This window comes from Azospirillum sp. TSO5 (assembly GCF_003116065.1).
GTDB lineage: Bacteria > Pseudomonadota > Alphaproteobacteria > Azospirillales > Azospirillaceae > Azospirillum.
This window is the reverse complement of sequence record NZ_LGQY01000117.1, coordinates 14616-26812: the sequence shown is the minus strand read 5'-3', so window position 1 is coordinate 26812 and position 12197 is coordinate 14616. Positions and strand designations below refer to the sequence as shown.

The 12197-nt window shown below is 67.5% G+C and carries 9 protein-coding genes, 2 pseudogenes and 1 other annotated feature; of the genes and pseudogenes, 3 read left to right on the top strand and 8 right to left on the bottom strand.

The window, feature by feature from the left end:
- Window positions 1–43: 43 nt before the first annotated feature.
- From TSO5_RS25615 to TSO5_RS25605, 3 genes and pseudogenes are all read left to right on the top strand, one after another.
- Window positions 44–1051 carry a TRAP transporter substrate-binding protein gene (locus TSO5_RS25615; RefSeq protein ID WP_109154276.1) on the top strand — a complete coding sequence of 336 codons (1008 nt, stop codon included), beginning with the start codon at window positions 44–46 and terminating at the stop codon, window positions 1049–1051.
- Entirely contained in the window at window positions 1048–2922 is a 1875-nt protein-coding gene (locus TSO5_RS25610; RefSeq protein ID WP_109154275.1) for a TRAP transporter large permease subunit, read from the top strand. Before TSO5_RS25615 ends, TSO5_RS25610 begins: the two co-directional genes overlap by 4 nt.
- A 276-nt stretch (window positions 2923–3198) precedes the next feature.
- Window positions 3199–3560 (top strand): annotated as a pseudogene (locus TSO5_RS25605) (transposase); the annotation flags it as partial.
- Window positions 3483–3582, top strand: a sequence feature (AL1L pseudoknot). Its footprint overlaps the pseudogene before it by 78 nt.
- Here the strand turns inward: TSO5_RS25605 and TSO5_RS25600 are convergent.
- From TSO5_RS25600 to TSO5_RS25565, 8 genes and pseudogenes are all read right to left on the bottom strand, one after another.
- Window positions 3558–3810 (bottom strand): annotated as a pseudogene (locus tag TSO5_RS25600) (electron transfer flavoprotein subunit beta/FixA family protein); the annotation flags it as partial. Its footprint overlaps the feature before it by 25 nt. The pseudogenes TSO5_RS25605 and TSO5_RS25600 overlap by 3 nt on opposite strands.
- A 1-nt stretch (window position 3811) precedes the next feature.
- Complete coding sequence (locus TSO5_RS25595) at window positions 3812–4681, bottom strand: aldolase/citrate lyase family protein (RefSeq protein ID WP_109154274.1); 870 nt, start codon at window positions 4679–4681, stop codon at window positions 3812–3814.
- A complete protein-coding gene (locus tag TSO5_RS25590; RefSeq protein WP_109154273.1) occupies window positions 4678–5538 on the bottom strand; it encodes a MaoC family dehydratase N-terminal domain-containing protein in 861 nt (286 codons plus the stop codon). Before TSO5_RS25590 ends, TSO5_RS25595 begins: the two co-directional genes overlap by 4 nt.
- Window positions 5538–7028, bottom strand: a complete 1491-nt coding sequence (locus TSO5_RS25585; RefSeq protein WP_247870968.1) for an FAD-binding oxidoreductase — start codon at window positions 7026–7028, stop codon at window positions 5538–5540. Before TSO5_RS25585 ends, TSO5_RS25590 begins: the two co-directional genes overlap by 1 nt.
- Before the next feature lie 29 nt (window positions 7029–7057).
- Window positions 7058–8512 carry an aldehyde dehydrogenase family protein gene (locus tag TSO5_RS25580; protein WP_109154272.1) on the bottom strand — a complete coding sequence of 485 codons (1455 nt, stop codon included), beginning with the start codon at window positions 8510–8512 and terminating at the stop codon, window positions 7058–7060.
- A 53-nt stretch (window positions 8513–8565) separates the two neighbouring features.
- Window positions 8566–9549, bottom strand: coding sequence for a 2-dehydropantoate 2-reductase (locus tag TSO5_RS25575; protein ID WP_109154271.1), 984 nt, complete (start codon window positions 9547–9549; stop codon window positions 8566–8568).
- 19 nt (window positions 9550–9568) lie between these two features.
- A complete protein-coding gene (locus tag TSO5_RS25570) occupies window positions 9569–11359 on the bottom strand; it encodes a TRAP transporter large permease subunit (RefSeq protein WP_348981065.1) in 1791 nt (596 codons plus the stop codon).
- A 169-nt stretch (window positions 11360–11528) separates the two neighbouring features.
- The gene (locus tag TSO5_RS25565) at window positions 11529–12176 is read right to left on the bottom strand and encodes a TRAP transporter small permease subunit (RefSeq protein ID WP_247870967.1); all 648 of its coding nucleotides are present in this window, start codon (window positions 12174–12176) and stop codon (window positions 11529–11531) included.
- Window positions 12177–12197: the final 21 nt, after the last annotated feature.

Sequence of the window (12197 nt, the reverse complement as noted above, 5' to 3'; positions counted from 1 at the left end):
AGGGCAAACCGGACGAGAGAACACAAAAAGGGAGGGAACCAAGATGTTGATCAAGCGTAGGCAGTTTCTGGCCGCTACCGCGGTGGGCGCCCTGGCCGCACCCTTCATTTCAAAGGCGCATGCCGCGGAATTCGCATGGAAGTTCGGCCATGGCTTCCCGGCGAGCCACCCGCTGCATGTCCGCGCTGTCGAAGCGGCCGAACGCATCCGCAAGGAGACCGGCGGCAAGGTCGACATCGCCGTCTTCCCCAACAGCCAACTCGGCGGCGACAGCGACCTGCTGGCGCAGGTGCGCTCCGGCGGCATCGAGTTCTTCAGCACCGGCGGTCTGATCCTATCGACCCTGGTCCCGGTTGCGTCGATCAACGGCATGGGGTTCGCGTTCAAGGACTATGATGCCGTCTGGAAGGCGATGGACGGCCAACTCGGCGGGGTGATCCGCAAAGGTTTCGACAAGGCCGGCCTCCACGCCTTCGACCGCATCTGGGACAACGGCTTCCGTCAGATCACCACCAGCACCAAGCCGATCACCGGGCCGGCCGATCTGGCGGCCTTCAAGATCCGCGTCCCGGTCAGCCCGGTCTATGTATCGCTGTTCAAGGGGCTGGGTGCGTCGCCGACCAGCATCAACCTGGGCGAGGTCTATGCCGCACTGCAGACCGGCGTGGTCGACGGACAGGAGAATCCGCTGGTGGTGGCCGACACTGCCAAGTTCTACGAGGTGCAGAAATTCTGCTCCATCACCAACCATGTCTGGGACGGTTCATGGATCGTCACCAACGGCCGCTCCTGGCGTGGATTGCCCGAGGATTTGCGGCAGATCGTCAGCCGGAACCTGAACGACGGCGCGCTGCAGCAGCGCCAGGACATCGCCGGCCTCAACGAGGCGCTGCAAGGTTCGCTCTCGCAGAAGGGCCTGACCTTCAACAAGGTCGATCCGGCGCCATTCCGGGAAGCCCTGCGCAAGTCAGGCTTCTACGAAGAATGGAAGGCCAAATACGGTGAAGAGGCCTGGAGCGCCCTGGAAAGTTCGGTAGGGGCGCTGACATGACGGCGGTGGTGGATCACAAGTCCACCGCCGGCTCGCCCGACAGCGCCAGCCGGTGGCTGGCGCATGCCGACCGGCTTCTGGGCTGGCTATCCGAACTGCCGGTGGCGCTTCTGGTGGCCGCGGAAGTGGTGATTCTCTTCACCGGTATCATCGCCCGCTACGTGCTCCACGCTCCGATCACCTGGTCGGACGAACTGGCGTCGATCCTGTTCCTCTGGTTGGCGATGCTGGGGACCGTTGTCGCCTTCCGCCGTGGCGAGCATATGCGGATGACCGCATTCGTCAGTTGGGCATCGCCACGCGTGCGGGCGTTTCTCGATGTCTTCGCGGTGGCGGCGGCCCTCTGTTTCCTGCTGCTGGTCATCATGCCGGCCGGCGAATTCGCCTGGGAGGAGCTGGAGATCACCACCCCGGCTCTGCAGATCTCGAACATGTGGCGCGCGGCTGCCTTGCCGACCGGTCTCGGGTTGATGATCGCGGCGGCTCTGATCCGCCTCGCACGGGTGGGCGATCTCAAGCTGGTGACGGGTGCAGTGGCGGCGGTCGCGGCGATCGCCGCATTGTTCTTCGTCCTCCAACCAATGCTGGTCGATTTCGGCAAGCTCAACCTGCTGGTCTTCTTTGTGCTCGTGGTTGCAGGGGCCGTGTTCGCCGGCGTGCCCATCGCCTTCGCCTTCGGCCTGTCGAGCTTCGGCTACCTCGCCCTGACCACCAGGGTGCCGCTGCTGGTCGTCGTCGGCCGGATGGATGAGGGCATGTCACACCTGATCCTGCTGTCGGTGCCCCTGTTCGTCTTCTTGGGATTGCTGATCGAGATGACCGGCATGGCCCGCGCCATGGTGGCGGTGCTGGCCAACCTGCTCGGCCATGTCCGCGGCGGCCTGTCCTATGTGCTGATCGGCGCGATGTATCTGGTGTCCGGCATCTCCGGCTCGAAGGCCGCCGACATGGCGGCAGTCGCCCCGGTGCTGTTCCCCGAGATGAAGGCCCGCGGTGCCAAACCGGGCGATCTGGTGGCGCTGCTGGCGGCGACCGGCGCGCAGACCGAGACCATCCCGCCCAGCATCGTACTGATCACCATCGGCTCGGTTACCGGCGTTTCCATCGCTGCGCTCTTCACCGGCGGCCTGCTGCCCGGCTTGCTGCTGGCGGTGATGTTGTGTCTGGTTGTCCGCCACCGCTACCGCCATGAAAACCTGTCGGGAGTACGTCGGCCGACCGGTCGTGAATTGGGCCGCAGCCTGGTGGTGGCGCTGCCCGCGCTCGCCCTCCCTTTCGTCATCCGCACCGCGGTGATCGAGGGCGTCGCCACGGCGACCGAGGTTTCGACCATCGGCATCGTCTATGCCGTCGCCGTTGGATTGCTGGTCTATCGCCGCTTCGACTGGGGGCGGGTGGTTCCCATGCTGGTCGAGACCGCGGCGCTGTCGGGAGCGATCCTGTTCATCATCGGCACCGCGACGGCGATGGCCTGGTGCCTGACGCGCTCCGGATTTTCGACCGATCTGGCGCAGTTCATGGCCGGCCTGCCGGGAGGCGCTTTCACCTTCCTTGCCGTATCCATCGTCGCCTTCATCATCCTCGGCAGCGTTCTGGAGGGAATTCCGGCTATCGTGCTGTTCGGCCCGCTGCTGTTCCCCATCGCCCGCGAGATGGGCGTGCACGAGGTGCAGTATGCGATGGTGGTGATCCTCGCCATGGGCCTCGGCCTGTTCGCCCCGCCCTTCGGCGTCGGCTTCTATGTCGCCTCGGCCATTGGCCGGGTCAACCCGGATGAAGGCATGCGCCCGATCCTGGGCTATCTGGCGGCTTTGCTGGTCGGACTGGTGCTGGTCGCCGCAATTCCCTGGCTCTCGACCGGCTTTCTGTGATCGCCGTTCGTCGTAGCCGTCCGAAGCCGGCCCCGGTTCGCCCCGGGGCCGGCTTTATCGTATCAAGGCGGTCCGCGCGGAACGGCGCCTACACCGGCGCCAGCAGATGGTCGGACCCAATGGCCGACAATTTGCTCATTCCGCACAGCGCCATCGGCATGCCGGGTTCGCGACCCAAGATGCGAATGGTGTGGGTGATGCCGGCTTCTCCGCCCGCTGCAAGTGAACCGCACCGGGTTTCCTGGAGACCCCATCTTCTGAGAGAGCGGGGTCATCATGACGAAGCAGGCATCCCCCGAATACGCCCCTGAAGTCCGGGAGCGCGCGGTTCGGATGGTGTTCGAGCACGAAGGCGTGCACGCCTCGCAGTGGGCAGTGATCGGCTCGATCGCGGCGAAGAACGGCTGCAATCCCGAGACGTTGGGGAACTGGGTTCGGCAGGCCGAGCGTAATCGGGGCAAGCGTCCTTGTCCGACAACGGACGGGCAGGAGCGGATCAAGGCGCTGGAGCGTGAGGTGCGAGAACTGCGCCAGGCGAATGAGATCCCTCACAAGGCGTCGGCGTATTTCGCCCAGGCGGAGCTCAACCGCCCGTGCAGGAAATGATCGCCTTCATCGACGAACACGGCGCCGCCCACGAGGCCGGGGGCCTCCTTCTCGACCAGGGCCTTCAGCACCTTGGCGACGGCGAGCGGCTCGGTTGTCACGTCGGTCTGCACCAGGATGGCGCGGTCTGCCCCCATGGCGAGAGCGGTGCGCAGGGTCTCCTGGGCCTGGGCCGGGCCGATGGAGACCACGACGATCTCGGTCGCCGCTGCCATCCGCCTTGACGCGGACCTTCACATCGTAGTTGACAACCCGCTTCAGGGGACAAGGATGTTCATGAATATCAGTCCTCTTGCGGCTGGGCAGCAGATGTGGCGCGAGACAGAATGCGGCGGGCCTTTCGTGCCATCGCTTCGTCGATCATGCGGCCATCGACCACCGCAACACCCTTTACACTTTCCGCCACGACAAGGCGGGCATGGGCGATTTCGGCCTCGGTCGGCGTCAGGGTCGCGTTGATGGCGGATATCTGGCCAGGATGGATCGCCGCCTTGGCGCCGAATCCCAGAGCCAGGGCGGCGGCAGCCTCCCGTTGCATCCCTGCTGCATCGGTCAGATCGAAGAATGGGGAGTCCACCGCTTCGATGCCGGCCAGAGCCGCGGCATTGACCAGCCGGGAGCGTGCGGACAGCAGCGGCTCCCACGCGCTGGCGCAGCCCAGGTCGGCGGACAGGTCCGCGGCACCAAAGAACAGCGCAGCCAGCCGGGGCGACGCGTTGGCGATCTCCTCCGCGGCTGCGACGCCACGGGCCGATTCGATCAGCGCCACCAGCGGCACGGACCTTCCCATGCCGCTCAGCAGCGCGTCGATCCAGCGGATGGTCTCGGCACTGTCGACCTTTGGCACGATGACGCAGTCCGGCCCGCCGTTTGGCGGCCGGCGCGTCAGCGCCAGCAGGTCCTCCAACCCGTCGGGCGTCACCGGTGCGTTGATGCGCAACGCCCGCAGGATCGGAACGGCCGGCGGTGCCGCGAGGACGGCCAGTGCCGTATCGCGCGCCGCCGCCTTGTCGGCCGGTGGAACGGCATCCTCCAGGTCGATGATCAGCACATCGGCGCCGGATCGGGCAGCACGGTCGAAGCGCTCCGGGCGGGTCGCCGGGGTAAACAGCCAGCTGCGGCGGGGCCGCCTGTCGTTGAACGGCCCGCTCATGGGGTGACCACGAATTCGGCGGTCATGGCGACCCGACCGTCCGGGCCGACCACCCATCCTTCGATTTCGCCGACCTCCCTGTCCGCCGCGTTCAGTGTGAAGGGCGCTGTGTCGAACAGTGGCCGCCGGGCACGGAAGCGGAAGCCGGCGACCCGCCGGTCTCCAAGATCGCCGCCGAGATTGCGCAACACCAGGTCCATCAGCAGGGTCGCCGTCAGCGGTCCATGCACCACCAGCCCCGGATAGCCTTCGGCCTCGCGGCAGTAGGGGCGGTCGTAATGGATGCGGTGGCCGTTGAAAGTCAGCGCCGAATAACGGAACAGCAGCACCGGGTCGGGGGTTACGCTGCCGGTCCAGCGGGGGGCGGGCAGCGGCTCGGCTGCCACGGCCGGCGGAACCGTCTCGCCCGGCTTGGCGGCTTCGCGGTAGACGATGTCCTGCTTTTCACGGATGGCGACTCCGGCTTCGGTCGCGATCTCGTGCATCACGCTGACGAACACCATGTCGCCGGACCGACCGGCCTTGTGCTCCACCGACTGGATCGTGGAGGCGCGCCGCATCTCCGCACCGATGGGGATCGGCGCCAGGAAGCGCATGTCGCTGCCGGCCCACATCCGCCGGGGCAGCGGCACCGGCGGCAGGAAGCCGCCCTTGTGCGGGTGGCCGTCCTCGCCAATGTCCCGCTGCAGCGCATTGGGGAGGAAATGCAGCCAATGGCCGAGCGGCGGCAACTCTCCCCCCGGCCATGGCGGAGTGTCGTGGTCCAGCGTCGCGGCCAGTCCGGCCAGCGGTGCGGCGATGGCGGTATCGGTCCGCATCTCCACCCGGCCGACCCAATCCTTCAGATGATCGAACATCACGGCGACACTCCGGATGGGCGCAGGATCTTTCCCGGATTCATGATGTTGTGCGGGTCGAAGGCACGCTTCAGCGTCGCCATCATCTCCAATTCCACCGCCGATTTGTAGCGCGGCATCTCGTCGATGCGCAGGCGGCCGATGCCGTGCTCGGCCGAGATCGAGCCGCCGAGTTCGACGACGATGTCGTGGACGATGGCGTTGACCGTCGCCAGCTTGGCCTTCCACTCGGCCGGGTCGCCATCCTCCGCCTGGATTGGGTTGTAATGGATGTTGCCATCGCCGAGATGACCGAAGGAGAAGGGGCGGATGCCTGGGCAGGCCCGTTCCAGAGCCGCGTCGGTGCGATCAAGGAACCGCGCGACGCGGGAGATCGGCACCGAGACGTCGTGCTTGAAGGATACGCCTTCGCGCTTCTGGCCTTCCGGAATGCCCTCGCGGATGCGCCACAGCGAATCAGCCTGGGCTTTCGACGCGGCGACCACGCCGTCGAGCACCTCTCCGGCCTCCATCCCCGCCTCCAGGATGCCTTCCAGCATTTCGGCCAGACGGTTGCCGGACTCCTGGTCGGCCAGCTCCACCAGCACGTACCAGGGGTAGCGGTCGCGCAGGGGATCGGGCACGTCCGGCACATGTTTGCGAGCCACGTCGATGCAGGCGCGCTGGATCAGCTCGAAGGTGACGATGCGGTCGCCCGCCACGCCCTTGGCGCGCGTCAGCAGATCGACGGCGTCGCTGGGCGCCGACACCGCGACCAACGCCGTGGCGGTGGCGCGCGGCAGCGGCGAGAGTTTCAGCACCGCGGCGGTGACGATGCCCAGCGTGCCTTCGGACCCGATGAAGATCTGTTTCAGGTCATAGCCGGCATTGTCCTTGCGCAGGCCGCGCAGCCCGTTCCAGATTTGCCCATCGGGCAGCACCACCTCCAGCCCGGCCACGAGGTTGCGCATGTTGCCGTAGCGCACGACCTGCACGCCGCCGGCGTTGGTCGCGATGTTGCCGCCGATCTGGCACGATCCCTCGGCGGCTAGGCTCATCGGGAACAGCCGGCCGACATCGCGCGCCGCGTTCTGGATGTTGGCGAGGATGCAGCCGGCCTCCACCGTCATCGTGTCGTTGTCGATGTCGATCTCGCGGATGCGGTTCAGCCGGTTGGTGGAGATGACGATCTCCGATCCGTCGGCATGGGGCTGGCTGGCCCCGGTCAGGCCGGTGTTGCCGCCCTGCGGCACGATCGGCGTGCGGGTTTCGGCGCAGATGCGGACGACGGCGGCGAGAGCCTCGGTGCTGTCGGGCAGCACCACGGCGGGCGACCGGCCGACCCAGCCGTCACGCCAGGATTCCATGAAGGGCTTCATGGTGTCGGGGTCGGTGATCAGGCCCCGCTCGCCGACGATGGCGCGGATCGGGGCAAGGACGGCCGTCGCGAAGTCCGGCCGGAGGGTGGCCTGTCCGCTGGTCTGCCCGCTGGTCTGGATATCGTTCGGCAAGGGAGCTCTCCCTGGGCTTCGGGCCTGCGTCACAGCGCGCGGTAGGCCGTCTTGATGATGGTGTAGAATTCGATGGCCGAGCGTCCCTGCTCGCGCGGGCCGTAGCTCGACATCTTCCGGCCGCCGAAGGGGACGTGGTAGTCGACGCCCGCCGTCGGCAGGTTCAGCATGGTCATGCCGGCCTGGATGTTCGCCTGGAAATGGCGGGCGTGTTTCATCGAGTTGGTGATGATGCCCGACGACAGGCCATAGTCGGTGTCGTTGGCGACAGCCAGCGCCTCCTCGTAATCGCTGACGCGGATGACGCTGGCGACCGGGCCGAACACCTCCTCCCGGTTGATGGTCATGGCGTTGCTGGTCTCGGTGAACAGGGTCGGCGCCAGGAAGTACCCACGCGTCGGCCGGTCCAGCCGGGTGCCGCCGGATGCCAGACGGGCGCCCTCGCCAAGGCCGGTGTCGATATAGTGCAGGTTCTTGCTCAGCTGGAACTCGTCGATCACCGGGCCGATCTGCGTTTCCGGCTGCAGGGCATGGCCGACGCGCAGCGCCGCCATCCGGTCCACCATCGCGGCGACGAACGCATCGTGGATGCTGTCCTCGACGATGAATCGGCCGGTGGCGGTGCAGCGCTGCCCGGCGTGGAAATAGGCGCTGTTGACCCCGATCTCGGCGGCACGCTCGGGATCGGCGTCGGCCAGCACGACCAGCGGGTTCTGACCGCCAAGTTCGAGTTGTACGCGGATCATGCGTTCGGCGCAGCGCACGGCGATGCGCCGTCCGGTGTTGACCGAACCGGTGAAGGACACCGCGTCCACCGCATCGACCACTGCGGCGCCGACATTCGGACCGGCGCCGATCACCAGATTGAAAAGGCCCGCAGGCATGCCGTGCGCTTCCAGGGCCGCCGCGATGATGCGGGTGACGGCGATGGAGATGCCGGGGGTCTTTTCCGACGGCTTCCAGATCACCGCGTTGCCGAAAGCCAGCGCCGGGGCGATCTTCCACATCGGCGTGGCGACGGGGAAGTTCCAGGGCGTCACCAGACCGATGACGCCGACCGGCTCCCGCGTCACGTCGACCTCGACCCCCGGCCGCACGGAGCCCAGCGTCTCGCCCGGCGCCCGCAGCGCCTCGGCCGAGAAGAAGCGGGCGAGATGGGCGGCGCGGACGATCTCGCCCAGCGCGTCGGGGATGGTCTTGCCGCCTTCGGTGGCGGCGATCCGCGCCAACTCGTCCTTGCCGTCGAACAGCGCGCGGGAGATGGCGTCGAGCACCAGGGAGCGCTGCTCCACCGTGGCGGCACGCCATTGCGGCTGGGCAGTGCGGGCGGCGGCCACCGCCTCGGCCACGTCGTCGGCACCGGCCAGCGTGTAGGAACCGGCCAGTTCGTCCAGGTCCGACGGATTGAAGATGTCGAGCCGGTCGCGGCCCGGCCGCCAGCTGCCGGCAATGAAGTTGGTGATCGGACGGGTGTCGGGGGACATGTCGGGTTTTCTCCGGAAATCTGTTGGTTCGAGGGCAGGTGCGGCGGCCGGCATCACCCGGCGCGCGCCACCCGCTCCTTCAGGGCGGTCAGCGCCCACAGCGTCTCAATGGTCGGCACCGGCACGCCGCGGCGGCGGGCCAGTTCAAGGACGGCGGTCACGATGGGGTCGATCTCCATGCTGCGCCCTGCCTCGAAATCCTGCAGCATCGATGGCTTGTGGCCGGGAACGCCGCTGCCGCGGCTGAGCCGCTCGTCGACGTCGTCGGGCAGGTCGACGCCCCAGGCGCGGGCGACGGCCAGGCATTCGCGCATCAGCCGGCCCTGGACGGCAGCCATGCCGGGGGCCTGCTCCATCGCGCCCATGGTGCCGCCGGTCAGCACGCTGGTCGGACCGACAGCCATATTGAGCATCAGCTTGCTCCACAACGGGACGCGGATGTCGGCAGGCAGCCGGGCGGTGGCGCCGGCCGCGGTGAAGCTGTCGGCCAGCGCCGCCAGCCGTTCGGCATGGTCACCCGGGCGCGGCGCCCCGAAGGCCAGCACCGGCATGGCGCTGTGGGCGACGATGCCCGGCTCGACGATGCGGGCGGGCAGCACCTCGATCACGCAGGCGGCGACCCGCTCCGGTCCGATGGCGGACCACAAGGCGCCGCCGGGATCGACCACCTCCAGCGGCTCCGCTGCGACACCGTCGCCGGCGCCGTGCAGATACCACCAGGGAATGCCGTTCTGCGCCGCCACCACCAACGTGTCCGGTCCGCAGAGCGACGGGAAGGACGAGGCCAGCGCCGGCAGCCCGTGCCCCTTGACCGTGACGATCACCACGTCCTGGGGACCCAGGTCGGCGGCATCGTCGCTGGCCCGGGGCCGGGAGATCAGCGTGCCTTTCGGTGTCTGGACGGCCAGTCCGCGCTCGCGGATGGCCGCCAGATGGGCGCCGCGCGCCAGCAGCGACAGCTCGTGCCGGCCGGTCGCGGCGAGATACCCCGCCAGCGCGCCGCCCACGGCGCCGGCCCCTACGACGGCGATGCGCATGTCGTTTTCCCTTCCTGTCTCACTTGAATTCCAGAGGCGGCAGCGCGTCGTCCATGTTGTTGCCCAGCCCCTGGAACTGCTCTTCGATCTGCTTGTCGTCGAGTTTGACGGCAGTCGATTTGTAATGCATGACCATTTGCGGGAAGGCGATCACCAGACCGACCATCACGAGCTGGATGACGACGAAGGGCACGGCGCCCCAATAGATCTGGCTGGTCAGGACCGGCGCTGTCTCCTTCTTCGTCACGCGGTCGATGTAGGGCAGCTTCGGCGCCACCGATCGCAGGAAGAACAGCGAGAAGCCGAAGGGCGGATGCATGAAGCTGGTCTGCATGTTGACCGCCAGAATGATGCCGAACCACACGAGATCGATGCCCAGCCGGTCCGCCGCCGGTGCTAGCAGCGGGATGATGATGAAGGCCAGTTCGAAGAAATCGAGGAAGAAGGCCAGCAGGAACACCATGACGCTGACCGCGACCAGAAAGCCCAGCTGCCCGCCGGGCAGGGAGACCATCAGCTCCTCGACCCACACATGGCCGTTGACGCCGTAGAAGGTCAGCGAGAACACCCGGGCGCCGATCAGGATGAACAGCACGAAGGCCGCCAGCTTCGCCGTCGAATAGGTGGCCTGACGCACCATGTCGAAGCTCAGACGCTTCTTCATCGCTGCCAGCGCCAGCGCGCCGACGGCCCCCATGGCGCCGCCCTCGGTCGGGGTGGCGAGGCCGATGAAGATGGTGCCGAGCACCAGGAAGATCAGCGCCAGCGGCGGCACCATCACGAAGGTGGCCTGCTCCGCCATCCGGGAGATCAGGCGCCGGCCGCTGGCCCGCTCCACCAGCGCCACCGCCAGGGCATAGAGCGCGCCCGCCGCGACGGAATCGCCCAGCAGGGCCAGCGTGGTCCAGCCGTTCAGCGTCAGCCATGCGGCTCCCGCCGTCAGCACCGCCGTGACGGCTGCCTGCAGAACCAGACGCTGCACGCCGAAGGTCCGGTTGAAGGTGGCGGCCAGGAAGGCCACCAGCACCGTCAAGGACAGCAGCAGCACGACATAGTCGGCGCCGGACTTCACGCCGGTGCGGCCCATCACCCAATAAGCGACCGCGCCGGAGAACAGGGCGAGCAGGCCGAGCTGCCAGATGCCGCGTGCGCCGTTCGGCTCGCGGTAGGCGATGGCCTCCGGCGGCAGGCCGGGGGCGGCCTTGGGGAAGATGATCGAGACGATGAAGACATAGAGGGCGTACAGCCCTGACAGCAGCAGGCCGGGGATGAAGGCGGCCTCGTACATGTCGCCGACGGAGCGGCCGAGCTGGTCGGCCATGACGATCAGCACCAGCGACGGCGGGATGATCTGCGCCAGCGTGCCCGAGGCGGCGATGATGCCCGACGCCAGACGGCGGTCGTAGCCGTAGCGCAGCATGATCGGCAGCGAGATCAGGCCCATGGAGATGACGGAAGCCGCGACCACCCCGGTCGTCGCTGCCAGCAGCGCGCCGACGAAGATGACGGCGTAGGCGAGGCCGCCACGGATCGACCCGAACAGCTGTCCGATGGTGTCGAGCAGATCCTCTGCCATGCCGGAGCGTTCCAGCACCAGCCCCATGAAGGTGAAGAAGGGCACGGCCAGCAGCACGTCATTGTTCATCGTGCCGTAGACGCGTTCCGGCAGCGCCTGGAACAGGTCGGGTCGGAACAGGCCCAGCTCGATGCCGATCAGGCCGAACAGCAGGCCGTTGGCGGCCAGCGCGAAGGCGACCGGATAGCCCAGCAGCAGCATGACCACCAGCACGGCGAACATGATCGGCGCCATGTTGTGGCCGAACCAGCCGCGCCAGCCGTCCTGTTCGGCGAGCGCGCCGGCACCCGGCACCGGCAGCACGTAAAGCGCCACGGCGACGGCGGCCAAAAGCAGCAGGGAGATGACGGACAGCCGGACGGTGCGCGGCGAAATGGAGGGGGAGGTCGTGCTCATCGCGCGTCTACCGGCTGGGAATGGTGTCGGAATGGGCGGTCCGTTCGCGTTCAGCGGCGAGCAGCCGCTCGGCCTCCGCCTCGGCCGCCGCCTGATGGCCTCCGGCCCGCTGGGTCGCGTCCCTCAGATGTCCGGACATGATCGCGGCGCGCTTTACCAGCTCCGACAGGCCCTGGACGAACAGCACGGTGAATCCGAGCGGAATCAGCAGCTTCGCCGGCCATTGCGGCAACCCGCCCGCGTTCATCGACTGTTCCTCGATGGCGAAGGAGGTGATGGCGAAGGGCCAGGAGGTGATCATCATCACGAAGCTGAAGGGCAGCAGGAAGGCGATATGGCCGAACAGGTCGATGCCGTCGCGCGCGCGCTTGGTCAGCATCGCGTTGACGATGTCGATGCGGATGTGTTCGTCGTCCTTCAGCGTCCAGGGGGAGCAGAGCAGGAACACCGCGGCGAACAGCACCCATTGCAGTTCCAGCCACGAGTTGGAGCTGACGTCGAACAGCTTGCGGATGACGGCGTTGACCGCCGAGACCAGGATCGCCAGCAGGATCAGCCAGGATATGGCCTTGCCCAGCCGAGCGGTGACCGCATCGACCAGCCGGCAGGCCCCGACCAGGGCCGTCATCAGAGGGGAGGGGGTGTGGCTCGTCATGGGGGCAGCTTCTCCCGGGAG

Excerpts from the sequence above, each read along its gene's own strand:
- TSO5_RS25615 (WP_109154276.1), top strand. The coding sequence starts at position 44 with ATGTTGATCAAGCGTAGGCAGTTTCTGGCCGCTACCGCGGTGGGCGCC.
- TSO5_RS25610 (WP_109154275.1), top strand. The coding sequence starts at position 1,048 with ATGACGGCGGTGGTGGATCACAAGTCCACCGCCGGCTCGCCCGACAGC.
- TSO5_RS25595 (WP_109154274.1), bottom strand. The coding sequence starts at position 4,681 with ATGAGCGGGCCGTTCAACGACAGGCGGCCCCGCCGCAGCTGGCTGTTT.
- TSO5_RS25590 (WP_109154273.1), bottom strand. The coding sequence starts at position 5,538 with ATGTTCGATCATCTGAAGGATTGGGTCGGCCGGGTGGAGATGCGGACC.
- TSO5_RS25580 (WP_109154272.1), bottom strand. The coding sequence starts at position 8,512 with ATGTCCCCCGACACCCGTCCGATCACCAACTTCATTGCCGGCAGCTGG.
- TSO5_RS25575 (WP_109154271.1), bottom strand. The coding sequence starts at position 9,549 with ATGCGCATCGCCGTCGTAGGGGCCGGCGCCGTGGGCGGCGCGCTGGCG.
- TSO5_RS25570 (WP_348981065.1), bottom strand. The coding sequence starts at position 11,359 with ATGGCGCCGATCATGTTCGCCGTGCTGGTGGTCATGCTGCTGCTGGGC.
- TSO5_RS25565 (WP_247870967.1), bottom strand. The coding sequence starts at position 12,176 with ATGACGAGCCACACCCCCTCCCCTCTGATGACGGCCCTGGTCGGGGCC.